We start from the raw sequence: 26020 nt of genomic DNA, 5'->3' as shown, positions 1-26020 counted from the left end.
ATCATTTTTATAAAAAATCACTTTACATACCTCCATTCTCCAAAAACATACAAATCAGAAATAGATATTTCTTTTGTTGAGTCTGTAGATTTTGCTACTTGAATTTCTATGACTTCAAAAAATGTGTCGTAGCTGATACTTGCTGAACTATACATAGGAATATAGAAAAAACTATATCTAGTCGGACTTTCTAAAACTTCATAAATATCATTTCCTTCTAAGAAATAGTGTGAAGGAGGTAAATGAAGTAATTTACGATGAATACGTAAGGTGTCATTTTTTAAAAATCTATTTGGTTCTTTTATCTGTATGTTATTCGCCTTCATATACATTGATTTTATTTGTCCATTTTCGTCAAATGCTTCTTTGGAAGAGTAATCGCCATTCAAGAAAACAATACCTTTAGGTAAAATATAATATTTATATTCTCTATGTCTTATCATAGATGTTTCAACTCTTTTTTTAGTAAAAATCTTTATCCAGTCTCCTTCTTTGCCTTTCCAAACTGTATTTGGATTATTATCTATCAAATAATTTGCATTCTCAGCTGAAGAAGCAACAGAGTCTATTGCTGCTACTCCTACACCATACCTTTGCCAAAACCAAGCATTAAATCGTCTAGTATTGTCATAAGTAACTCCAATATAAGAGCGTTTTTTTAAATCAAAATCTTCTTGCTTAAAACTATAAATCTCATTTTCATTCTTATCAAGATTTTCTAAACCTTCTATTTTATATTCGCAATCGTGGCTTTTTAGGTCTGATAAATCTATTTTTAAAGAAAAGTTTCCAACAATTCCATCTGACCAACTACTTGAAGGAAATAAATCATATACAAAGTAACGTTTTGTGGTACGAGGAAGAAAACCCATATCTCCTCCATGACGACCTACTTTTCTATTCAAAACAGCATACTTTATTGTCAGTTCTTGTGTACTATCTTTTTCAAAGTCTAATTTTAAAGCATACCATAATCTATCTACTGGAACATCTTTTACTATCTCATTTCTATAAGGACTAGCTCCTTCATAGACATTTGCTTTATATGCTTTTTCTTGTTTCCAAAAAACTATTTCTTCATGTTTTCCATTAAAATAAGGTTCAAAGTAAGGTACGTATTTTCTGAAATCGTAATAAGGTACAATATAAAATGGAACTCCATAATCATCTGTTCCTAATCCACCAGCGTACAAATCTATAGGAAATCCATAATGTACTTGTTGTGTTTTTCCGTTGTTCTTCAAAAAATAATGAACTTCAAAAAATGTTGTGTCATTTATTACTTTTATAAATAAATCTTCCTTTACAAGCTCAATATCAGCATTTTGTAATAGCCTGATATTACCTGTTTTTTTGAATCTACTACCATCAATAGAACCTCCATTGGCTAATACAAAGTTAGAAATAGTCAAAAATAAAATGGATAAAATAATACGGATGAGGAACATGGTTTTGAAATATTATCTTGTGATAAGTTGAATGTTTTTTCTCAAAAAATAAAATGAATTCCTGTATTTCTGTTTATAGCTTCCCTAAATAAAGCAATTAATTTTTCTACTAATGACCATTTTCTCAGTGAATTAAAATCTTCAAGAAAGGCTAATGATTTTTCTAAAGAATTTTTATCATATATGGCTTCTATCTCATAATCGTCAATCATGACACCACTAATTTCACTTATGGAATCTAATATTTGAGAATGACATAAATAATCTATGTCAAACTGCACAATATCTAAGGTTATGAGTTTCAAATCATCAAAACCACCGTATTCTAACTTTTCTTCCTCTTCTTTATTAAATGGAACTACTATTACTCTATTTCTCATATTTTGATTTTTTAATTCAAAAAAGCATTTCCAAGCTAGTTTGTAAACCCTTTGATATTTCTAATCTAAAATTTCAATTCTTAAAAACTCACTTATTTCGTTAGCTAATTTCTTAAACTCCTCAAATGAGACACTATAATCCTTGACATATTGAGCATTAAATTTTTCCCACATTTTGATATGAAAGAAGCCTTCATCATCTCTGTAACCTATAAAAACAAACTCATCAAAGAAGGTACTATCTAACGGCAACTTAACACGACAAAAGTTATCATTAAAAGCCCAAACTTCAGGTCTATCTATTTCTTCCAAGGTTCTAGAATTGAAGAATAAATTCCAAGACTCAATAATTTCTTTCTCTGTTTTCTGCCAGAAAAAATTGTCTTTATATGCAGATGAATTATCATAATAGAAGCATTCCAAATCGACACATAAAAAACTAAAATTTCCTTCTAAATTCAATATTTCTTCGTTATTTATTATCAATGAAAGAAAACCAAATTCATGTTCTTCTTTCTCGTAAGTTAAATGAAAAAAGATACTTTCTTTCATTCCAAAATTTTTAATCATCTTTCTATAAGTTTTAATACAAACAAACAAAACCTTTTAAAAAAGCATTTCCAAGCTAGTTTGCAAAACACTTCCCATATTTCTTGCTTTCAAAAATTTATCGTTTTTATAAAAGTCAGCTAGTTCCTCTCTAAGCTGAATTACATTTTCTTTTGGCGAAATAGGTTCTTTTCGCATCGCTTTTAATAAATCTTTTACTGAATGTAACGATGCTTTTATTCGTTGTGCCATAAGTGAACGCTCTTCTTTTTGATACTGCTGAACAGTTTCTGGTGTCATCATATCAATTCCCAACTGAATAATCGGATTATTTTCTTTGAAATATTGAGGCATATAAACAATTCTACGCCCTTCAAAAGACTGCTGGTCAAAATCTATGGCACGGATTCGATAATGTACTTCCTCAAAATCAGGTGTAATATCAATCACAAAATTATTGGAATGCATATCTCCCAAAAGACGAACAAAACAACGCTCATTAAACTTTACAAACTCTTTTGCCAAACGAATTTTATTAAATTCTAAATCTTCTAATCTTTCTTTTATAAACTGATACCCTGGTATTCCTGCAATATGTTCTTCTATAAGTGTTTGATTATGAACAAGATAATTTATTCTATTGGGCGAAATCATATCTTCCAATTCTAATCCATAGACACGAGAAGCATCAGCTTGTTTGATATAATAATAATCAAAATTATCATTGATTTGATTTACGATTCTGATACGAAATGGCTTTGTATTTCCATACGAACACAAATCTACTCTATCGATATACAAATGTTCCATTACCGAAAGGTCGCCATCTGCTTTTAGCATAGCATAAATTTTCTTTAAGCCATGATAAATTTCTCTCATATCTTCTGAGGCATAAAAAACAGTTAGCCAAAGGGTATCTTCTCCTTTTTTGTCATACAAATTTATAGAACTGTTATAACGAGAAAGGTCGGAGTATGAAACAGGAATATCAATTTCTTTTTTATATTCTATCAAAAATTTACGCAATGGTTCATTGATAGGATAGATTATTTTTTTCTTTTTTATTAAAGTCATAGAAATAAATTTAGAAGTCAGATTTTAGAAGGTAGAATGAATACAAATTTAGAGTCATTGAAATTTACTGATGACTGAAATAAATTTAGAAGTCAGATTTTAGAAATTAGAATTAAATACTAACACAAAATGAAATTTTGAAACTATCTCATTCCCAACTCCCATTTCCTAGTTCCCCAATAATTACTCTTCAAAAATTTCTTTCAAAACAGTTAGCGAACGAATATATCCAAAATCTTCTAAATGATTTCTATAAAAAGCCAAAATCCAATATAAAAACATTCTTCTCATTTTTCCATTCATCGGCAAGTAATCAGAATATTCTAACTTCATAAGTGCATTTACATAATCAGTTGTCATTTTATTGACTTCGAATTGAGGAACTTCCAATTGAAAAAACTCTTCTGCTGATTCTATTCCAAAACCTAAAAAGGGAATTAGTTTTAATAAAAATTGAATATGAAAATTTTCGTATTCCTCCTCTACATTATCTAAAAAAATAATACTTTCGGTCAGAAAAGTAAATAACTCTTCACTTTGCCCTTCTTCTTGTAAGGCTTTTCTAAGAATTTCAGTAATAAAAAGAGCAATACTTGATTTTTTTGGCTCAAAGGGAAGACTTCTAAAAGGATGTTCGATAGAAGAATCTGAAATACGTAAAAGTCCTTTATTTTCTTTGTAATAAATAACTAAATCTAAAATAGTAAGTGGCTGATAAAGTGCCATTTTTCGTGCGCTTGTTTTACTTTTTTGCCGTACTCCATTTATGATATAAGAATTGAGACCAAATTCTTTAGTGAAAATTCGGCAAATGATAGAAGTCTCGCTGTATCTAGTAAATCCTAAAACTACTCCTTGTGTTTTTGCTAACATTGAACAAGATTATAAAATGATTTTTTCGATTTGATTAGTCGTTTTTTAGTAACTATTTGTAAGTTACGTTTTGTTTTGTGAGAAAAAAATGCGTTTTTTAATAAAGTTATACTCAATCAAAGATAGTTTTCGAAATCTTAAAGGTTGGGTAAAAGACTTTTTACAAAATCCTACACACAAATAATTGTTTCTTCTTACTTTGCAAAAACTCAAAAATAAAACTTTCTATTATATTCGTTTGTGGTTTTTCTTATTTTTTATTGTAGGAAATTCTATGATTGTTTTTGCTCAAAATGAAACTGCTCATGAACATGCACAGCAAGAAGGTAAGCGAGTTGATTTAGAAATATTAAAAGATATAAAGAATAAAAACAAAGAATTAACTATTCATGAGGTAGAAAAGCGAAATAAAGATTTTGTTCCTGTAAAATCTTCGTATTTGAACCTTGGCTTTGAAGAAAATGCTAAATGGATACGTGTCAAAATTCCTCCTCACGTAGAAAATAAGATTTTTTATTTAGAATTAGAATATCCATTATTAGATAGTGTTTCACTTTTTTATAAAGATACAATTTCTGATTCTTGGCAAGTCAAGCATAGTGGTGATTTGCTTCCGTTTTATCAGAGAGATATTAATTATCACAATCTAATTTTCAAAATTCCAGTTTCTAAGGATAGTGTTTCTTATTACTTTCGTATCAAAACAAATGGAAGTTTGCAGGTTTCTGTAAAGCTTTGGAATGAGAGTAGTTTATTTGAAGAGATACTAGGTGAACAGCTTGTTTTTGGAGGGCTTTTTGGTGTGTTTATGGTTTTGGCAGCGTATAGTTTTCTAATTGGAAGTCTTCTCAAAACCCGTTCTTATTTGTATTATGCAATGCTAGTTCTTTCAGCAGCACTTTTTTTATCTGTTCTGAACGGTTATGCTTTTCAGTATTTGTGGGCTACAGCTCCTGATTGGGGAAATCAAGCATTACCTTTTAGTATTGGCGTCTTGACAGTTTCAGCTCTTAATTTTACACAGCTTTTTCTTCTGACAAAAAAACATGCTCCTACTTTACAAAAATTGATGCAGCTTTGCTCTCTCATTGCTGGTATTGTTGCAAGTATTGTTTTTATAGGTTATTACAATCTTCTTACCCAAATTGTAGTTGTAAATGCTCTTATTGCTGCAATTTTAATTTTTTACACTGCTGTTATTACTCGTGCTAGAGGATATGCTTTTTCTCGTTTCGTAGTTTCTGGTTCATATCTTTTTTCTATCGGAATTTTATTAGCTGTCTTGAAATCTTTCGGAATTGTAGATACTACTTTTATTACCAAACATGGTATGGAACTCGGTACAGTTTTTTATCTTTTATTATGCGCTGTCTCACTAAATGACCGTTATACAGAACAAAAAGTCATTAAAAAAGACGAACAGGAAGAAGAGATAGAAGAAATAAAGGATAAATAAAAAAACAGATAATCGTAAAATTATCTGTTTCTTTATCTAATTTATTTTTGATAAAAATACTAACAAAGATGAAGTTTATTTTGCCGTTGCGCCTTCATACATAGACTTACGAAGTTCTTTTATAGATTCGTCTGTAATGTACTCATCATACGTCATCATTCTGTCAATCAGTCCATTTGGAGTAATTTCGATAATACGATTAGCAACTGTTTCTGTAAATTCGTGGTCATGAGAAGTAAAAAGAACACTTCCTTTAAAACTCTTCAAGCCATTATTAAAAGCTGTAATTGATTCCAAATCCAAGTGGTTGGTAGGCTCGTCTAAAACTAAAGCATTTCCACGCTGCAACATCATTCTTGAAAGCATACAACGCACTTTTTCTCCACCCGAAAGAACATTTGAAGATTTTAAAGCCTCTTCTCCAGAGAAAAGCATTCTTCCCAAAAATCCACGTACAAAGGTTTCATCTCTTTCTTCTTCTGTCTTTGTGTATTGACGAAGCCAATCAACAAGGTTTAATTCATCTGTGAAAAACTCATGATTTTCATTTGGTAGATAAGTTGGTGTAATAGTCACTCCCCATTTTACAGTTCCTTCGTCAGCTTTTTGTTCGCCCATCAAAACTTGAAAAAATTGAGTAACTGCCAAACTATTTTTTGACAAAACAGCTACTTTATCATTCTTATTAATAGAAAGATTAATGTCGTGGAAAAGACGTTCGCCATCAGTAGAAGTTTTAGATAATTTTTCTACTTCTAAAATAATATCTCCAGCTTCACGCTCTTGGTCAAAAATGATTGCAGGATATTTACGTGTAGAAGGCTGAATGTCTTCAATATTGAGTTTCTCCAACATTTTCTTACGGCTTGTTGCTTGTTTGGATTTGGCAACATTGGCAGAAAAACGAGCAATAAACTCTTGTAATTCTTTCTTTTTATCTTCTGCTTTCTTATTTCTATCATTTCTTTGGCGAAGTGCAAGTTGGCTTGATTCGTACCAAAATGTATAGTTTCCTGTGTGCATTTGGATTTTTCCAAAATCAATATCCACAATATGCGTACAAACTGTATCCAAAAAGTGTCTATCGTGAGAAACTACAATAACTGTATTTTTGAAATTTGCTAAGAAATCCTCCAACCACATAACCGTTTCGATGTCCAAATCATTGGTAGGCTCATCAAGTAAAAGTACATCAGGGTTTCCGAAAAGAGCTTGTGCCAAAAGAACACGTACTTTTTCATTTCCTTCTAAATCTTTTACTAATTTGTAATGCTTATCTTCCGTAATTCCTAAGCCACTCAAAAGGTTTGCAGCATCACTTTCTGCATTCCAACCGTCCATTTCTGCAAATTTTGCTTCTAGTTCGGCAGCTTTATTTCCATCTTCTTCCGAAAAGTCTGGCTTTTGATAAATAGCATCTTTTTCTTGCATAATATCCCACAACGGACGGTGTCCCATCAAAACAGTATGCAAAACAGGAATTTCATCATATTCGAAGTGATTCTGTTTCAAAACTGCCATACGTGCGCCTTCTTGTAGTGCATAATTACCACGAGTAGGGTCAATTTCTCCAGAAATAATCTTTAAGAAAGTTGATTTTCCTGCACCATTTGCACCAATGACACCATAACAGTTGCCATTTGTGAACTTTAAATTTACTTCATCAAATAAAACACGCTTACCAAACTGTAAGCCTAAATTTGAAACATCTAACATAGAAAAGATTTATGATTATATAAAAATATTTCATTCCATAATCTTGAATAAAACATTTTTGCGAATAAATTCGATTGATTTAAACTATTGAATATGAATAACTTACCACCAAAAGTAAACCATTTTTTCAATGCCACAAAGGTACGAAAATATTTTGATTTTTTGAAGTTATATATTAAGTTAGTCGTACCTAATTTGGGTATTTTGTAGAGAAAAGACATATCTTTTCTTATCTAGCAAAGATATTTTTTAATTATTTCAACATAGGTCAATCTTGTATAGCAGACCGTTTATAGTCAAATAAATAGCCATTTTGTCTGCCATTTTGCCCTATTATCTACTTACAAAAACACAAAAATAGGCTTGGTACATAGCTTGTAAATCATTTATGAAGAAACAACATAATGATTGTTTTTTAGCTTTAGAATGCTTTTTTTTATTCTATATTAATTTCTATTCAGATTGAAATTTCCGTTTTTATTACTAATTACTGACAATCTGACATTTTTTTGTTGTTATAGTTATTCATTCTTGCTAATTTTAAGATTCAATATACACTAAAATCATATACATTTTTTGAAAAATATAAAAGTTCCTTTTACCGAAGACGATATTCCTCAAATAGATTTGGAAGAATTAGAAAATGCAGCTCGTGAATTAGAAGATGATCTGCCTGAAGAATTATTTATTTTACCTGTCCGAAATACTGTTCTGTTTCCAGGGATTATTATGCCTATTACTGTTGGGCGTGAAAAATCTTTGCGCTTAATCAAAAAAGCACACAGAAACGAAAGTTATATTGGGGTAGTTTCTCAAAAGAATTTAGGAGAAGATGAGCCTCAAAAATCGGATTTACATTCGATAGGAACAGTTGCAAAAATTGTCAAGAAAATTACGATGCCTGATGGCAATACCACAATTATTGTACAAGGTAAGCAGCGTTTTGAGCTTCACGATATTGTACAGGAAGAGCCGTTTTTGATTGGAAAAGCAACTTATTTGACAGATATATCATTAGATAGCTCTCCGAGTAAGAAAAATAATGAACGCAAAAAAGAAGCTTTAATCGAATCTATAAAAGAAGCTGCTTTTAAGATTTTACATTTGAGTACAGATATTCCACCAGAAGCTCAAATTGCTTTAGAGAATATTGAAAGCCCTAATTTTTTAGTCAATTTTCTGTCTGCAAACACAAATGTAGAAGTAAAAGAAAAACAAAGACTTTTAGAACTTCCAAAAGTAATCGATAGAGCTGTACAGCTTTTGAAGATTATGCACAAAGAAATTCAGCTTTTAGAACTTAAAAGTGATATAAAAGACAAAACAAATTCGGATTTAGACCAACAACAAAAAGAATATTTTCTTCGCCAACAAATCAAAACATTGCAAGATGAAATAGGTGATGAAAATGATAAAGACATAAATAAACTGCACAAAAAAGCAGAGAAAAAAGAGTGGAGTGAAGAGACAAAAGAGTTTTTCTTAAAAGAAGTCGATCGTTTTGCTCGTATGAATCCTGCTGCGCCTGATTATTCTATCACGCTTTCTTATTTGGAATTTATGTTGGATTTGCCTTGGCAGTTTACGACAAAAGACCACTTAGACCTAAAGAATGCAAAAAAAATATTAGATAAAGAGCATTATGGTTTAGAAAAAATCAAGCAGCGTATTTTGGAATACTTAGCTGTTCTGAAACTTAAAAACTCATTAGATAGTCCTATTTTGTGTCTTTATGGTCCTCCGGGGGTTGGCAAAACTTCTTTAGGAAAATCTATTGCAAAAGCATTAGGTAGAAAATATATGCGTATTTCGCTAGGTGGAATGCATGATGAGTCTGAAATTAGAGGACACCGTCGTACTTATATTGGTGCAATGCCAGGGAAAATTATGCAAAACGTAAAAAAAGCAGGTTCTTCAAACCCTGTTTTTGTGCTTGATGAAATTGATAAAGTAAGTAGTGATTTTAGAGGCGACCCTTCATCAGCTTTGTTAGAGGTTTTAGACCCAGAACAAAATGATACGTTTGTAGATAATTATTTAGAAACAGAATATGATTTGTCTAAAGTTTTATTCATTGCAACAGCAAATTCATTGGATACTATCCAACCTGCGCTGCGTGATAGAATGGAAATTATTCAAGTTTCTGGCTATACGATTGAAGAAAAAATAGAAATTGCCAAACGTCATTTGATTGCCAAGCAAAGAAAAAATCACGGATTACAAGCAAAGGATATTAGTTTTACTGTCGAAACATTACGTTTTGTAGTAGAAGGTTATACAAGAGAATCAGGTGTCAGAAGTTTGGAAAGACAGATTGCATCACTTTGCAGAAGTGTCGCCAAATCGGTAGCGATGGAAGAAGAATATCAAAAGAAAATTACACCAAAAGAAGTAGAAAGAATATTGGGTAAGCCTTCTTTTGATAAAGAACTTTTTGAAGAAAACGAAACAGTAGGCGTAGCGACAGGATTAGCTTGGACTCAATATGGAGGCGAAATTTTGTCTATTGAAGTGAGTTTGAGTAAAGGAAAAGGCAGAACTACGCTTTCTGGACGCTTGGGAGATGTAATGAAAGAATCTGTCAGTGCAGCACTTTCTTACTTGAGAGCTAATGCAGAAGAATGGAATATTGACCACAAGCTTTTTGACCAATACGATTTGCATGTTCACGTTCCTGCTGGTGCAGTTCCAAAAGATGGCCCTTCGGCTGGTATTACGATGCTTACAGCTATGGTTTCTGCTTATTCTCGTAGAAGAGTTAAGAATCAGTTAGCAATGACTGGAGAAATAACTCTGCACGGCAAAGTGCTGCCTGTTGGTGGAATCAAAGAAAAAATATTAGCTGCCAAACGTGCAGGAATCAATGAAATCTTGATGAGCAAACGCAATCAGAAAGATATTGAGGAAATTGAAGAACATTATATCAAAGGTTTGAAATTTCATTTTGTAGAAAGAGCAGGAGAAGTTTTGAAATTGGCTTTAGTAAAAGAAAAAGACAAAACAGCTAGACCTTTAGAAATACAAGAGGAAAAACAAAAAAATAAGTCGGATAAAGAAACTAAAAAAATTAGAGTTATTCCAACAAATCCATCGAAAGGAAAAAGTGGAAGTGTAGGAGTTTAATTTTATTTTTTAAATTATATTGCTCGTGAGGACACGAGCAATGGTAGAGATATATTTTATTAAAATTTAACCGTTGCTCGTGTCCTCACGAGCGACTATTTTTATTTATGAAAATAGTAATCATAGATTATAAAGCTGGTAATATTCGCTCTGTCGATTTTGCTTTGCAGCGTTTGGGAATTAATGCAGTGGTAAGCGCAGATAAAGAAATTTTGCGTTCGGCTGACAAAGTTATTTTTCCAGGGGTTGGTCATGCAGAATCTGCTATGCAACAACTCAAAAATGCAGATTTAGATACCTTTATTCCTACATTAAAACAGCCAGTTTTGGGAATTTGTCTTGGAATGCAGCTTCTTTGCTCACATACAGAAGAAGGAAACACAAAAGGACTAGGAATTTTTGATGTAAACGTAAAAGAATTTAAACCAACTGATTCGACTGATAAAGTTCCTCACATGGGTTGGAATACAACGCAAGATTTAAAAGGAGAATTGTTTGATAGTAATTTGTTTGACAAAGTGAAAGGGAATGATTCGCCTTCTCAATTCTACTTTGTACATACTTATTATGCAGAACTATGTAAAGATACTGTCGCTACTTGTGATTATATTCTGCCTTTTTCGGCTGCTTTACAAAAGGATAATTTTTATGCAGCACAATTTCACCCAGAAAAAAGCGCAGAAGCTGGTGAAGAGCTTTTGAAGAATTTTTTGAGCATACTATAGTTACATAACATAAATCAGAAAATTTACTAACTGATAGGTCTTAGTTTACCGTCTAAGACCAAAAAGAGGCGATATATAAAAATTCAGAAACAACTTTTATTTGACGAAGCGATGAAGATTAATATTTTTAGATTTAGACCTAAAATAAGTGTAAAGATTCTACTTTCCTTAATTATTATTTTATGCCCTGTTATATTGTTGTTTAATAGCATATTTTCGTTTACAGACGAAGAAATTAAAGACAGAAAGATTCAAAGATGTAATGAGTGGAAAGATTTAGAATTTATAGGCAGAATAACACAAATTAAAAAGGGTAACGCTACAAATAAATATGTGTTTATCAACGATAAATCATATCATGTAAATAATTCTAATTTTAAGGGTCACCCCTCTAGTGATTTTACAGTTGGGGATTCCATTTATAAGAAGAAAGATAATACACAAATATTTTTATACAAAGGACATAGAGAAATAATTATAGAAAGCGTATTGTGTGATTAGTTCTTGGGATATAGATTATTTTTTTGATTCCCCTGCCATTGTTGGTGTTTTAGCGAAGCGACACCAACAAATACACGCACAAACCTATTCTTAAACAACTTCAATTTTTTCTTAATTCATCATGATTTTTTCAAAATTTATAAATCTCTAAATAAAATGAAAAGTAGTATAGTTTTGATAGTAATTACTGTATTTTTAATGAGTTGTGAACAGCGTTCAGAAGAAAGTATTCAAGTAGAAAACACTACTTTAGATAACGGAAAATATTTACAGATAGAAAAAACAAATAAAGAAACTACTCATATAGGTTTACTTACGAAACATAACTATGGAACAACTCACAGCTTCAAATACAAAGTCAGTCTGAAAGAAGACGAGATAGACTGGAAAGGCAAAAAAGACCAAGAACCCAAACATATTATATTCTGCAAGGAGAATATATATATGCGTTATTTAGAAAAATTATATGTTCCAACGCAAACTATTGATACGCTTACTCAAGATACACTTTATGGTTCTTATTTTGAGGTAAAGGAATTTTTCTTGAAAAACATAGATGAACGTTATTTGAATAATTTATTTGGAACACAAAGTTGGGCAGAAATTACTTTTCAAGAATATGATATAGCTAAACAAAAATGTAGAGAGTATAAAATCCCCAATGATGAAGAATTAGTAGTAGGAAAAATAACTAATTAAACTCTCAATGATTCAATCAATAATTTCTTAGTTCAACTTTAGTTAGTAGTATATTCGAGTTCTAATAATAGATGGCGTGTTTTGGTAGATTGTAATAGATAAATATTTTTTTTGATAAAATTCTTTTTTTATCTACTTTTAGAAATAAGTTTAATAAAACGTACTAAAGCGTCAATTACTTTTCCTATTACACAACTAGCATTTATCATTTTACTGTTTTTTTACTGTTTAATGATAACTGTTTACTGATAACTGATACATGCAAAACGAAAATATAAAAAAACTAGACCGTATTTTAGTTGCAAATCGTGGTGAAATTGCGATTCGTATTCTTCGTGCAGCCTCCGAACTTAATATCCGAACAGTTGCCATTTATACCTATGAAGACAGGTATTCTCTGCACCGTTACAAAGCCGATGAAGCTTATCAAATTGGAGCAGAAGATGACCCTCTAAAGCCCTATTTAGATATTGAAGAAATTATTGCTCTTGCAAAAGCTAAAAAAATTGATGCTATTCATCCAGGGTATGGTTTTTTATCTGAAAATGTTCATTTTGCAGAGCGTTGTCGTCAAGAAGGGATTATTTTTGTAGGGCCGCTGCCAGAAGTAATGAATCAATTGGGCGATAAGGTAGCTGCCAAAATTATTGCTCGTCGTGCCTTAGTTCCAGTTATTGAAGATAGCAAAGACCCTTTGAGTGATGCCGATATTGCTGCAAAAGAAGCCAAGCGAATCGGTTATCCAGTCATTATAAAAGCTGCTGGTGGTGGTGGTGGACGTGGAATGCGTGTCTGTCATGACGAACCAACTCTCATAAAATCATTCAAAGAAGCAAAAAGTGAAGCCAAAAAAGCATTTAATGATGATAGAATTTTCTTAGAAAAATATATCGACAATCCGAAGCACATCGAAGTGCAGATAATGGCTGATAATTATGGAAGAATGGTTCATTTGTTTGAGCGTGATTGTTCTGTTCAGCGTCGTTTTCAAAAGGTAGTAGAGGTTGCGCCAAGTCTTACACTTTCACAGCCTACAAAATATGCGCTTTATGATTATGCTTTATCGATTGCAAAAGAAGTAAAATATAATAATGTCGGAACGGTTGAGTTTTTGGTAGATGCAGAGGAAAATATTTATTTTATTGAAGTAAACCCAAGAGTACAAGTTGAGCATACTATTACCGAAGAAGTTACAGGAATTGATATTGTCCGTACCCAAATTCTGATTGCACAAGGTTATCCACTTACCGACAAACGTATTTATATTCATAGTCAAGCTGATGTTCCTTGCAATGGTTTTGCTATTCAGTGTCGTATCACAACAGAAGACCCAGCTAATAATTTTAAACCTGATTTTGGTCTGATTGTCGCTTACCGTTCTGCTGATGGATATGGAATTCGTCTTGATGCAGGAAATTGTTATACAGGCGCACGAATTTCGCCATTTTTTGACCCAATGCTTATCAAAGTCTCAGCAAAAGGACGTACACTTTGGGGAGCTGCTGTTCGTTTGCACCGTGCCTTGAGAGAGTTCAGAATTAGAGGAGTAAAAACAAATATTGACTTTCTATTGAACGTAATTTCGCATCCAACATTCCAAAAAGGAGAAGCGACAGTTAAGTTTATTGATAATTATCCAGAGCTTTTTGAAATGCCTCGTCGTTTTGATAGAGGAACAAAAATCCTTCGTTATATTGCAGAAACTACTGTTAATGGAAATGAAAGTGTAAAGAAATTGAATCCAAATGCAACTTTTAGGATTCCAAAAATCCCAAAGTTTGATAAAAAATATCAAGATAAGTTTCCAAAAGGAACAAAAGATAAGCTCAACAAATTAGGAAGAGAAGATTTTTGTAAATGGCTCAAAAAAGACAAAGCTATTCATTACACAGATACAACTTTGAGAGATGCTCATCAGTCGCTTTTGGCTACTCGTGTTCGTCCGTATGATATGCTTGAAGTAACGGAGAGTTTTGCCAAAAATCATCCAGAAGTATTTTCTTTAGAAATGTGGGGAGGTGCTACCTTTGATGTTTCGATGCGTTTCTTACACGAAGACCCTTGGGAGAGACTAAAAAATATCCGAAAAGCTGCACCAAATATTCTATTACAAATGTTGCTTCGTGGCTCAAATGCAGTAGGCTATAAGGCTTATCCTGATAATTTGGTAATTAAATTTATTGAAGAAGCATCTCAAAACGGAATTGATATTTTCCGTGTTTTCGATTCTTTGAATTGGGTCGAAGCAATGAAAGTAAGTATCAAAACGATTCGAAAACATACAAATTCGTTGGCAGAGGCTTGTATTTGTTATACTGGTGATATTATTACAAACCCAAAAGGAAAATACAATTTAGAGTATTATTTAGATTTAGCTAAAAAACTAGAAGATGAAGGAGCGCATATTTTGGCAATAAAAGATATGGCAGGACTTCTTCGCCCTTATGCAGCCGAATTATTAATTTCAAAGCTAAAAGAAACTGTACAAATTCCAATTCATTTGCATACGCATGACACTTCTTCTATTCAATCAGCTACCTATTTGAAGGCGATTGAAGCAGGTGTCGATGTGGTAGATGTTGCGTTGGCTTCTATGTCTGGTCTGACTTCTCAACCTTCTTTCAACTCAATGGCAGCCGTATTGCAAGGACATGAGCGTGAGCAGAAAATTTATTTACCAAAACTCAATTCTTTTTCTAATTATTGGGAAGATGTAAGAGAATATTATTATCCTTTTGAATCAGATTTGAAGGCAGGAACGGCAGAAGTTTACGAACACGAAATACCAGGAGGGCAATATTCAAATCTTCGTCCTCAAGCTGAATCATTAGGTTTGGGAGATAAATTTCAAGATGTAAAGAAAAATTATGCTGTTGCCAATGAGCTTTTTGGAGATTTGGTAAAAGTTACGCCAAGTTCAAAAGTAATAGGAGATTTTGCACTTTTTATGACGGCAAACGGTTATACAAAGGCTGATATTTTGGAAAGAGGTGCTACAATGTCTTTTCCAGAATCAATAAAAGATATGATGCGTGGAGATTTGGGACAACCACAAGGAGGATTTCCAAAGAAGATTCAAAAAATGATTCTTAAAAAAGAAAAGCCTTTTACAGAGCGTCCAAATGCACATTTAGAACCAATTGACTGGGAAAAGGAATGGAAAGTATTTAAGAAGGAATTTAAAAATGCAAACGAATTAGATTTGCTTTCTTATTTATTATATCCAAAAGTATTTACAGATTTTTATAATACGGTTCAGCAGTATGGAGATGTTTCTATTCTACCTACCAAGATTTTCTTTTACGGCATTCAGCCCAATGAAGAAATTATGATAGATATTGCAGAAGGAAAAACGCTTATTGTAAAGCTTCGTTCTATCAGTCAAGCTGATGAAGACGGAATGAAAACAGTTACTTTTGATATGAATGGACAAATTCGTCGTGTCAGAGTGTTGGATAAGAGTTTGAAAATCACAAAAATTTCTAATCAAAAAGCAAGTGCTACCGAAGACGGAGAAGTAGGTTCGCCACTTCAAGGGAAAATAGCTGAAGTTTTGGTAAAAGAAGGCGATAAAATAAAAGCTGGAGATTCTCTTTTTGTAATTGAAGCCATGAAAATGGAAACTACTGTCAGCACACCAAAAGCAGGAACAGTTAAAAAAGTTGTTTTAGCAAGTGGTTCGATGGTAGAACAAGATGATTTGGTAGTTTTGGTGGAGTAAAATTGAAAAATTATTGAATAATGAAAATCTAAATCCTAAGTTTCTTTATATTTGAAGATTCTTAGGATTTTTTATTATCTAAAAATAATTTCATTGAAAAACTTATATTTATACATACTCTATTTTATAGCAGTTCTATTTCTAAACGCTTGTACTTCTACTAATTATGAAAATACAAATAAGCTAGAATTAGTCCCTTATTTTTATAAAAATGAGCTAAATATCTTCGCTAAAGATGGAAAGTGGGGCTTTATGGATAGAGATAAAAATGTTATAGTGAATCCCACTTATATAATATGTACAGCGTTTTTATAGAAGAGATAGTTTATTTGATTTTACATTTGGGTATGTCGAAGATAGTAGATACGAACTCATTGATAATAAAGACAATGTAATTGAGAAAGATATTATAAAAAGGGAAGATGTGTTTTTTCAAAAAGAAAATAAAGAATGGTTTTACAGGTACAAAAATGAAAACATTTCATTAAATGGAAAAAGACCTAAAAGATATATTGGTAGTAAAATTATTCTTCATGATTCTGTCAAAAATATAGATTATTTAGCTTCTGCATTACCTATAGATAAAGTTGTGCCAATAAAGAAGCAACTACGTATTAATGATTTATATGCTATTGAAGTGAAAGTTATGAAATACCGAAGTCTATTTCGTGAAGATTATGATGAAGTGGGAATAATTAAACATAATAATTTGTTTTACAAAGTTACATCTAGTGACATAGTAGAAGTTACTCAATATCCTTACGATAAAAATAAATCTTTGACAAACAGAATGCTTATTTTATCTCCTTATTCTTATGTAGATAAAGCAGTCAGTCAAAAAGTTCCATCTACTGCTGTTTATTCTGATTTAGGTTTTTTTATAGATTACGAAAAAGATAGTTCATTTATTTATGATGAGCAAGGAAATTATCTTGACAAGCACGAAGGAGAAGTAAATGATATAGTCCGATACAAAGAATCAACCTTACCTATTTACTACAAAGATAGTATAGAAGGTTATTCAATGTATCTACCAAATAATAAACAAACCTTGAAAAATATACAACACATCAATAATGGATATGGAGTAACTTATATAGCATCAGAAAAAGATACTCTAATTATTACAAAAGATACGCTCATCAACAACATAAATTATTTTTTTAGAGAAAAAACAGTATTTGGATTCATTAAAAATGATATTCCTGATAGTATGTATCTTATTTCTTATGAAAAAGGAACTTCGTTTGCTGTTCCCAATTATTTAGAAACTATTGTAGCAGATACGCTTGAAAGACAAGGCGCAAGATATAATGTTGTTACAATTAAAGAAGATACTTTTTTTTATCATTGCCTTACTAATCAAGAGTTTGTTATTAAAAATTATTCTACTGGAAAAAAAAGAAGTATGAGAAATGTGGAAACAGAAGGTTTTTCAGAAGGTTTTATTTTTCTAAAACAAGAAAATGAGATGATGATAATGAATGAAAAGGGAGATATAGTTCATTCTTTTGAAGTATATGGAAACGCTACTACTACCAAATTTCAGAATGGGTTAGCTCTAATTAAAGAAGATTTCCAAAATAAAAAACAATACTACATAGACAAAGAAGGAAACAAGTATTCAGTTTTTGATTGATTATCTCTCTAACTGTATCTTCAGTAGTCTACTGAAAAATTAAGTTTCCTATTCTTAAAAGTTTTTTGCACGTCAGTCTTCCAAACTGACCAGTAAGAATAAAAGCTATTTTTTTGTGTTCAGGCACTATGTCCAAACTATGTGAAACAAACCGTGATAACATTTAACGGCTTAGTCAAAATGATAGTAATGAAAATAGTCTATAAAAGAATCATTATTTGCTTTATAAATAACTAAAAGCCCTCTTGCTGTCCTAATTATGGAATAATAAGCCCATTCATCTACCTTACTCAAGCTTTTCATGTTTTTTGAATCTAGTAAAATTAGATAAGGTTTTTGTTTATACAAGTCGGAGTTTACATAACTTGACTTTATTTTTTTTCTGTGTTTTTTACGTAGCTTCTTTAGTGTTTCCTTGTTTATTTTACCTCTTACTATCAAAACCTTTTGATTATAAAACTCATCAAAAAATAAAGAATCATTTTTTAATCCTAAATGCAATGACAGCTCATTAAGATAGTTGCTATCATTTTCTTTCCAGTAATCTTGAATATCTTCATTTAAGATGTACTCTATCTTTTCTACTTTTGAATTAATAAAATAACTAGAATCATTTAGTTTTTTTCTTACTCCATTGACAAAACTTTAATTTTTTGATCAAATTTAGTTTCACTAGTCATTGGATTATTGAGTATTTTTTTAATTTCTATTAATCCATATCTGAAAAAAGAGTATTCATTATATCCATTTGAACAGACTCTTATTTTTGTTTTTTTATGTTTCCATTCTCCTACTTTGTAACACCAAACAAAGGCAATGGAACACAAAGCAATTAATTTAGCTATTTTATTTGGTTCTGTTAATTTTGTATTTTCTAAGTTAAAACCTTGTGATTTTAGTGCTTTAAACAACGTTTCGATTTCCCAACGTTGTTTATAAATTTCAAAAATATTATCCAATAAAACAGGTGATGCTAAATAAATATATCCTTTTTGTGTTCGACTTACAGATAAATATACCTCTGCTTCATTGACTACAAATGTTCCATCTAGTTGATAGGTTTCTGAAATCGAAAGCCCTCTACACCATGCTACAATAGACTTTGTTTTCCCTTTTCTAGTAGCTTTAAAGTTAGATTTTATACGCATTACAAAATCAAATTTTTTTGTAGCTAAATAGAAAAACCATTTTTTACCTATAAACTCTCTATCTGCTACAAGAGCAGTAATAGATAAATTAGGAAATTGATTTAAGAAATCTTCTATCAAATCAATTCGTTGTTGAGTAGCTGAATTTCCTGTCCTCGAAAGTACAGACCAACAAAGAGGAATAGATACCCCTTTATGAGCTGCTGAGAGAAGCAAAATATTAATATGCTCTTTTCCAACTTTCCAATTCGTTCTATCCAAACACAGTACGATATTTTCCCATTGTTCAATGCCTTCTAAGGAAATAATCAAATTAGTAATTGCTTGAAAATCAAGCTCATAATAATTTAAAAAGCGTTCTATACGACGTAAAGAAGAACTGTATTCTACATTCCTTTCAAACGCAGTTGCAATTTGAATTAAACCTCCTAGACCTACCTTTATAACAGCTATTACAAAAAGACCTATAAATTGAACTCGGGCTAAATGAAACCCTTTTAAATGAGAAGATAAAACACTAACTAATTTTGTAACTTTACCACTAGAAGCATACTTTGCTTTCGCCATAATTGAGAAAATTTTGTGAGAAAAATTTTGTGAGAAACTCAATTATGGCTTTTTTTTATCTAAATTTAAAATCTTTTGTCAGAGGACTGAGAGTTTTTTTACAAAAAAGCTATCTGCTTGACAATAAGAAATAGCTGCATTAGGTTTTTCTTTAATTGATTTTACAAAACTTTCCTTCCATTTTATCTGTTTTTCATTTTCATACAAACGACTTTCAAAACTCAAAACCTTTACATATTTATTTCCTTTCATACTTTTATAGCTCTCGCCTTCATAATACGAATAAGGAAAAATAGTATGAAACTTAATACTTTTTTTTGTAGATATGATAATTCTATCTCCTGCCATAAAATAAGGTAGGATTATCGAAAAATAAGTTGTTGTATCTTTAGAAAAAAGAACCGTTTTATTCTTAGTCAAAATGGGTCTTTTTCCTCTGCCTAATGTAAAGCTAAAGGTTGTTTTTTTTATTGCTGTTGGCAAAACTTTAAACCTAAATACAGAATCATTTTCTTTACAATCTATATTCAAGTAGCCTACCTTGGAAGAGTCTATAGGCAATATCAGTTCGTAAAATTCTTCTTGAGCCAAAACAGAATAAGAAATCAAGCTAAATAAAATAGAGAGAATAAACTTTGAAATATTCATTTATAATTTTGGTTTATTTATTTTTTCAAAAACTAACGTTTAGGTTAGAAGCAGTTACGAATTTAAAACGCTGAATATCAAAAAAAATAAAATGGTAATTTATTTAATTTCAATTCCTTACAAGAAAATTTAATCCTACAAATAAAGTAAAAGAGCTTTGGCAAATTTATCCAAAGAAAAAACAAGTTCAAGTAGAAGTTCTAAACAAAGAAGAAAACTATCAAATCTGTTCAAAAACAGAAGAAAAGGACGTCATCAAATCAAAATCTTTAGTAAGTTTTGAGATTGATGTTGTTGATATTTTTGACTTTGAGTAGTTTTTAGCTGACATTCTAAAATGATGAGGAAAGTAGTTTTGTCTTTTACAAATCAGTAGTTTTACAGTATAATTATTAAACTTTATCATGATTTGTATTAAGGTAGTTCAGACATCTTGTCTGAACATAAAAAGTAGTATTTATTCAACAGCTTGGAAGACTGTTATACAAAAATAACCGTGATAACCTTTATTATATCTTGTTCAGTAGTAAAATAGTGAGTTATAGCTAAAAGCTGAACTGAAAATCTACTCCACAATGGAGCAGACTCTCAGCATTATATTCTTCAATGATATACTACAAACTACTTTTAATTTTATCTCCTTTGATGGGCGAGTAATCATTTATCTCTTTTTCATTCACAATTAAATTATCAAAGTAGCATTTTGCACCTGTAGATTTGTTGATATCTTCATCATTTTGAATATGGAAGTGTAAGTGAGGTTCAGAAGAATTGCCAGAGTTTCCACAAAGTCCTAATAGTTCGCCTTGTTTTATTTTTTGACCTTGTTTCACTACAATTGAATGTTGTTTGAAGTGAGCAAAGAATAAATATTCGTTATTAGCTGTTTTCAAAACAACCGTATTCCCTGGAACATAAATTGGATTCATTTCCCCTGGTATATTATCCTTGATTCCATCTACAACGAGTACCACTTCAGCATCACAAGGAGCTATAAGTTCTTTTCCAAAGGCGTAGTAGTCTTCATTTGTACTGCCATCAGTTTTGTGAGAACTTCCCTTTTCATCTTTGATAATTATATCAAATGCGTACTTTTGTGCCTCGTTATCTACGTGATAGTTCAACTCTTTCGTATCACCACCCCAAAAAACTGTCCACTCTTCCTTGAAAGGCAATATCAATTTAGTTTGGTTTCTCTCTAATATAGGAATATTATTTTCTATATATGGCTTTACTAGTAGTCCATTTATTTGATTTTGAGAGTTGAGTGAAACTCGCAAATCTAAAATAGCTCCAGTAAATTTTGTTTTATAAGAAGCATACGAGCTATTGACATATTTAATGAACTCTCGGTTTTCAATACTACCCACTTGAGCTTTTAGCTGTTTCATAAAACCTGTAGTTTTTTCTAAAGGAAGAGCCTCCTTCATAGTAGCATCAAAGAGGTCAAATATTTTTTGATATTCATCTTGATTGTAATATTGCTCAAACTTAGCAGCAACTTCTTTTGAAGCAACACTTTCAGACTGACCGAAAGTAAAGAAAGGAAAAATCATCATTGCAATAAATAATATGGTTTTCATGTTTTTACGAATTGATTGTGTTAAAATAGATAATTGAATTTGAATAAAAAGTGCTGTTTGTTTCTATCGAAAAACTATTCTTTTAGATTTTCAATGAGAGAATTTACTTTTTCTAGTTTAGGTACAACAAACTTTTTAGCTGATCTTTTATTTAAAAAGTGAAGAACAATACTTATTACCACAGAAATTACTCCCATGATTAGTAAACCGTTCAGCTTGTTTGGTTCAGTTAAGTACATTCCTATCATTGCTATCCAAAGAGATAAAACTATTGGCAAAATATACCAAATAATAACAGTTTCCCTGTTCTTCTTTGAGTCTTCTAAGTATTCTTTTGTTTTCTGTAGATATTCAAGATAACTCATAGAGAATTTATTAGGCACTTTGTCTTTTGATTTTTTCATGACATATAGTATATACAAAGCACTCAATGCCACTAATATAAATCCGATTTTTGTGAGTATATGTGAGGCATTAAAAGCATAATAACTGAACATTGGAACTACTATAAATACTCCCAAACTTTCTCGGATATACATACTTTTCATTTGCTTATGAAAATCATCTACACTAGACTGAACATCCAACATAAATCTTGATTTGTCAAACTTTACTTGCTCTTGCTTTGGAGAAGATTTCCAAATTTTGCTTAATTCATTTTCTAGCATGATTTTGAGTTTATACAGGTTAATAATTTCTTTTTAATTCGTTTGATTTTGACTGCCACATGGTTTTCTGTAATACCTGTAACATCAGCAATTTCCTTGTAAGGCAACTCTTCTAAGTGGAGAGTAATTACTGCTTTATCGGCTTCATTCATTTCTTTAATACAGGAGCGCATATAAATGAGTAATGGATTCTCTTCTTCCACACTTGTTTCTCCTTCGTACTTAGAAAGTGTAACACTATCCATGTTTATAAATTGCTTTTTCTTTTTGGTCAGTTTAGTTCGTGCATTCAGACAGACATTAAGTGTTACTCTGTACATCCAAGTGCTGAGTGAACTATTAGCTTTAAAAGAAGGCATTGACTTCCAAATATTCATCAATACCTCTTGGAAAAGGTCATTTCTATCCTCTTGGTCTGTGGAATATGCCGAACAAATCCGAAGCAATTTTTGCTTGTTTTCTTCCAATCCCACCAAAAAGATATTTTCAAGTTCTCGGTTCATAGTAATTAATTTGATTATTTCTATTTGGTCAATAGTGTGTCTCTATTAATCAATAATTTCAATTAGTTATTTTCTAATTTTAAATCCTATATACTATCTTAGTCAATGCTGTTTCTCAAATATGACAGTTTGCTATTTTTTATTTTAAAAAAAATTAATGAGTAGAAAACTTCTTGAGGTTATGTAATTATCCATGAAGTTGTGTTTCCAAACGGATGAGTAATGTCTGAAAGCCTTTGGTGATAGGGGAAGCCGTTTTTGTTTTAATAAATCAGTACGTTTATTTCCTTTCTATCAAAACAGCCTTAGAAGTACAAAAAGTAATTCTAAGGCTGTTTTGTATTTTGCGTTCTTGTTGTTTTCTAATTTCTGAACACAAACTTATTTTATTACGTTATCAAAAGTAAGTCTAAGAGCCAATAAATGAAATTATAATAAATATAGAAACAAGAAAGTTAGAGCTAATTCAGCAAATAATAAATTTAGAGAGTGAGATTTTCTATCCAAAATAGAAACGTATATAAAAAACTTTGTTTAGGTTACATCTAACCACTCCCCTAGTTTTTTGTATATTAATTATTCCAATTATAAATAACCAAATGAAAAAATCTTCTAATAAGTTTCTTAATATTTTAGTTGTTATCATAATACTATTTTATGTGTATGTATCATTTTTAGCAACAGCTCATTTCTTGCCTAATTTTTTACTTCAATATGAATACTTCAGCCTTCTTGAAGAGCTATCAATACAGTTTTATATTATAGATTATGATGCAGCTATTCTGAGTAGTTTGCTCGGTTTTTATATATTGTTCATTATCTCAGATGAAGAAGTTTCTTGGTTTTTAAATCGTCCTTTGTCCTTCAAACGTTTTTTGAGTATGATGAAAAATATAATTGGAATATTTCTTGTCGTTTTTGTACTGGCACTTGTTGTTCATACTGTAGTATATATCTTTTTTAAGTTGGTAGAAAATATATAGAAACTTACTATCCCTCTTGCTCTGCCTCGTAAAAAAAAACAATTTTTGCTTATTTTTAACTAACGAGTAATATGTATTCGGCTTGTAGCCGTGATTTTTGTATTTATAAAAACTAGCTTTTCTATCAAAATAGCCTTAGATTTATAAAAAGTAATTCTAAGGCTATTTTTTTAATTTAGACTATTAAATTTTTCACAAAAAGAATCGTTCAGCAATACAAATAAAAATGAACAAAAAATTATTCCTATTCTTTTTAGCATTTTTTTCTTATCAATTTGTTATTGGACAAGACGATAGAGATTTTGCATCAACATTAAATTACTTTTCCAATGGAGATAATGTGACTTCAAATCAGATTTGTAGTGGAAATGAAGTAAAGCATAGAGAGATAATCTCAGAAATATATGGTAAAGAATATTATTGCAATGGAAATATTCATGCAGAAGGAGAAATTAAAAAACTGAAATCACAAACAGTTATTTATCCCAATGAAGGTAATAAAAAAATGTTGATGACTGAATATGTAAGAAATGGTAATTGGAGAGTCTATTTTGACTCAACTCTAAAAGTGCTTAGAAGTGAAGGGAGTTATAAAGATGGAGAGAAAAACGGAAAATGGATTATATACTCTAAATTAGGAAACGTTTTGTATGAATTTGACTATTTAGAAGGTCAGTTGAAATCTAAAGTAGTTGTGCAGCAAAATGGAATTAGACAGACAGTGTTTCATAGAAGTCACGCAAATCTATTTGTGAAGAGAAATGAAATATTACTAATTTTAATAGGTATTCTACCAATAGTTTTATTTAGAATAGGTTGGAATATCTTGACTTATAATCAAATCAATAACACTAACTATATTCCTCTGTTTCAAAATTGGCAAGAAGGAGGTTTCTTTGTTAATATTTATTGTACATTTACCTTTTGGTGGCTAATAAAAAAAGAAGACAATAAAAGTATTAGAAAATATAAATATATTGGTAATTGGATTTCAGTACTATCAATTATTTGTTTTGCTAGTGTAATGATAATTTTCAGTTTGTACGGAATAAATATTAAATAAACTTGTGTGCTATTAGACACCAGCCCTATCTCAGTTGGCGAAAATAAATAAAAAATTACTCTCGCTTGTTCCTAAATGAATGAGCAATATGTATTCGGCTTCCAGCCGTGGTTTTGCATTTCAAAAACTAGCTCTTCTTTTATCGAAATGAAATAGCCTTAGAATAACTCTTTGTACTGCTAAGGCTATTTTTTATGTGATATAATTAAAAAAAATTACTCTGAAAGCCACGCTGTAGCTGAAGTAATATCTTCAAAATAATTGGATTGATAACCAGCAGTAGTATCATCATCTAATATTTGACTAATAGATACTTGAGTAAATAAATCATGGCTTACTACAATAGCTAATTTTTCAAGCCCAATAGCTTTAAAGGTTGGTAATATTATATCATTGTGCTTTTCTTGCTCATCAGGTGATATGGTATATTCCATCTGAAGTGTTTTAGCTAATATTTTTTTTGGTTTGTGTTTTAAGAGCATTTTATTTTCCAAAAGCACCTGTTCTTGGAACTCTTTATCTGTCATCTCAGATGTTTTTGCTAACCACTCTAACTCTAGTATTTCTGTTTCAGGAGAATAACTGAGTATTAAAAAAGATGTTTTTTCTGCAATCATATTTTTAGTTTTAATTTTTTGATAAAAATGAGCTTGAAAGTTGAATTCAAAATATAACAATAATAAGCAAATTTAACTTGCTATTGTTTTGCCTTTTGATGAAATAAAAAACAAACTTGGTTCAATAGTTTTTACTAGAGTGAATAGCTATTTGGAAGCCTAAGCCTTTGGTTGGTGTTCTAAAGTGGTGAGGTAAGTAGTTGTTTATTTTATACATCAGCACGTTTATTTTCTTTCTATCAAAATAGCCTTAGATTTACAAAAAGTAATTCTAAGGCTGATTTTTATGGATATTAGATAATATTTCTCTCCAGTTTTATTTATTCAACTTTCAGA

22 protein-coding genes are annotated in these 26020 nt (G+C 30.8%); 9 read left to right on the top strand and 13 right to left on the bottom strand.

Annotation, left to right across the window (positions count from 1 at the left end):
- Positions 1-17 precede the first annotated feature (17 nt).
- The 5 genes from WAF17_RS02085 to recO form a co-directional block, all read right to left on the bottom strand.
- Positions 18-1448 carry a hypothetical protein gene (locus tag WAF17_RS02085; protein ID WP_338765653.1) on the bottom strand — a complete coding sequence of 477 codons (1431 nt, stop codon included), beginning with the start codon at positions 1446-1448 and terminating at the stop codon, positions 18-20.
- Positions 1449-1489: 41 nt separating this feature from the next.
- Positions 1490-1828, bottom strand: a complete 339-nt coding sequence (locus WAF17_RS02080) for a hypothetical protein (protein WP_338765650.1) — start codon at positions 1826-1828, stop codon at positions 1490-1492.
- Between the two features lie 60 nt (positions 1829-1888).
- Positions 1889-2398, bottom strand: a complete 510-nt coding sequence (locus tag WAF17_RS02075; RefSeq protein WP_338765647.1) for a hypothetical protein — start codon at positions 2396-2398, stop codon at positions 1889-1891.
- A 36-nt stretch (positions 2399-2434) separates the two neighbouring features.
- Entirely contained in the window at positions 2435-3451 is a 1017-nt protein-coding gene (locus tag WAF17_RS02070; RefSeq protein WP_338765644.1) for a hypothetical protein, read from the bottom strand.
- A 183-nt stretch (positions 3452-3634) separates the two neighbouring features.
- A complete protein-coding gene (gene recO / locus WAF17_RS02065) occupies positions 3635-4324 on the bottom strand; it encodes a DNA repair protein RecO (RefSeq protein WP_338765641.1) in 690 nt (229 codons plus the stop codon).
- Positions 4325-4508: 184 nt separating this feature from the next.
- Between recO and WAF17_RS02060 the strand changes: the two genes are divergently transcribed.
- Positions 4509-5780: a 7TM diverse intracellular signaling domain-containing protein gene (locus WAF17_RS02060; protein ID WP_338765638.1), complete on the top strand. Its 1272-nt coding sequence runs from the start codon at positions 4509-4511 to the stop codon at positions 5778-5780.
- 75 nt (positions 5781-5855) lie between these two features.
- On the opposite strand, the gene WAF17_RS02055 is transcribed toward WAF17_RS02060, so the two are convergent.
- On the bottom strand, positions 5856-7496 hold the full coding sequence (locus WAF17_RS02055) for an ATP-binding cassette domain-containing protein (protein ID WP_338765636.1): 1641 nt from the start codon (positions 7494-7496) through the stop codon (positions 5856-5858).
- 576 nt (positions 7497-8072) lie between these two features.
- Here WAF17_RS02055 and lon point away from each other — a divergent pair.
- From lon to WAF17_RS02025, 6 genes are all read left to right on the top strand, one after another.
- On the top strand, positions 8073-10619 hold the full coding sequence (gene lon / locus WAF17_RS02050) for an endopeptidase La (RefSeq protein ID WP_338765634.1): 2547 nt from the start codon (positions 8073-8075) through the stop codon (positions 10617-10619).
- Between the two features lie 107 nt (positions 10620-10726).
- Positions 10727-11344, top strand: a complete 618-nt coding sequence (gene hisH, locus WAF17_RS02045; RefSeq protein ID WP_338765632.1) for an imidazole glycerol phosphate synthase subunit HisH — start codon at positions 10727-10729, stop codon at positions 11342-11344.
- A 111-nt stretch (positions 11345-11455) separates the two neighbouring features.
- Positions 11456-11845, top strand: coding sequence for a hypothetical protein (locus WAF17_RS02040; protein ID WP_338765629.1), 390 nt, complete (start codon positions 11456-11458; stop codon positions 11843-11845).
- Positions 11846-12001: 156 nt separating this feature from the next.
- Complete coding sequence (locus WAF17_RS02035) at positions 12002-12544, top strand: hypothetical protein (RefSeq protein ID WP_338765627.1); 543 nt, start codon at positions 12002-12004, stop codon at positions 12542-12544.
- A 259-nt stretch (positions 12545-12803) separates the two neighbouring features.
- The gene (locus tag WAF17_RS02030) at positions 12804-16265 is read left to right on the top strand and encodes a pyruvate carboxylase (protein ID WP_338765625.1); all 3462 of its coding nucleotides are present in this window, start codon (positions 12804-12806) and stop codon (positions 16263-16265) included.
- Positions 16266-16689: 424 nt separating this feature from the next.
- Entirely contained in the window at positions 16690-17904 is a 1215-nt protein-coding gene (locus WAF17_RS02025) for a hypothetical protein (protein ID WP_338765622.1), read from the top strand.
- Positions 17905-18075: 171 nt separating this feature from the next.
- On the opposite strand, the gene WAF17_RS02020 is transcribed toward WAF17_RS02025, so the two are convergent.
- The 6 genes from WAF17_RS02020 to WAF17_RS01995 all read right to left on the bottom strand — a co-directional run bounded on the left by WAF17_RS02020 (position 18076) and on the right by WAF17_RS01995 (position 23021).
- Positions 18076-18207, bottom strand: coding sequence for a hypothetical protein (locus tag WAF17_RS02020; RefSeq protein ID WP_338765619.1), 132 nt, complete (start codon positions 18205-18207; stop codon positions 18076-18078).
- A gap of 323 nt (positions 18208-18530) precedes the next feature.
- A complete protein-coding gene (locus WAF17_RS02015; RefSeq protein ID WP_338760955.1) occupies positions 18531-19619 on the bottom strand; it encodes an IS4 family transposase in 1089 nt (362 codons plus the stop codon).
- A 78-nt stretch (positions 19620-19697) separates the two neighbouring features.
- The gene (locus WAF17_RS02010; protein WP_338765617.1) at positions 19698-20267 is read right to left on the bottom strand and encodes a hypothetical protein; all 570 of its coding nucleotides are present in this window, start codon (positions 20265-20267) and stop codon (positions 19698-19700) included.
- Between the two features lie 614 nt (positions 20268-20881).
- Positions 20882-21850, bottom strand: coding sequence for a DUF3887 domain-containing protein (locus tag WAF17_RS02005; protein ID WP_338765614.1), 969 nt, complete (start codon positions 21848-21850; stop codon positions 20882-20884).
- 74 nt (positions 21851-21924) lie between these two features.
- On the bottom strand, positions 21925-22518 hold the full coding sequence (locus WAF17_RS02000; RefSeq protein ID WP_338765611.1) for a hypothetical protein: 594 nt from the start codon (positions 22516-22518) through the stop codon (positions 21925-21927).
- The gene (locus WAF17_RS01995; protein WP_338765608.1) at positions 22512-23021 is read right to left on the bottom strand and encodes a sigma-70 family RNA polymerase sigma factor; all 510 of its coding nucleotides are present in this window, start codon (positions 23019-23021) and stop codon (positions 22512-22514) included. The genes WAF17_RS02000 and WAF17_RS01995 overlap by 7 nt, the downstream gene beginning before the upstream one ends.
- Positions 23022-23620: 599 nt before the next feature.
- Between WAF17_RS01995 and WAF17_RS01990 the strand changes: the two genes are divergently transcribed.
- The gene (locus WAF17_RS01990; RefSeq protein WP_338765605.1) at positions 23621-24004 is read left to right on the top strand and encodes a hypothetical protein; all 384 of its coding nucleotides are present in this window, start codon (positions 23621-23623) and stop codon (positions 24002-24004) included.
- Between the two features lie 226 nt (positions 24005-24230).
- A complete protein-coding gene (locus WAF17_RS01985) occupies positions 24231-25067 on the top strand; it encodes a hypothetical protein (RefSeq protein WP_338765602.1) in 837 nt (278 codons plus the stop codon).
- Positions 25068-25282: 215 nt separating this feature from the next.
- Here WAF17_RS01985 and WAF17_RS01980 read toward each other — a convergent pair whose 3' ends face one another.
- Positions 25283-25684: a hypothetical protein gene (locus tag WAF17_RS01980; protein ID WP_338765600.1), complete on the bottom strand. Its 402-nt coding sequence runs from the start codon at positions 25682-25684 to the stop codon at positions 25283-25285.
- Positions 25685-26020 lie beyond the last annotated feature (336 nt).

Source organism: Bernardetia sp. ABR2-2B (genome assembly GCF_037126435.1).
Taxonomy (GTDB): domain Bacteria; phylum Bacteroidota; class Bacteroidia; order Cytophagales; family Bernardetiaceae; genus Bernardetia.
The sequence above is the reverse complement of the archived record's forward strand: the minus strand, read 5'-3'. Positions and strand labels throughout refer to the sequence as shown.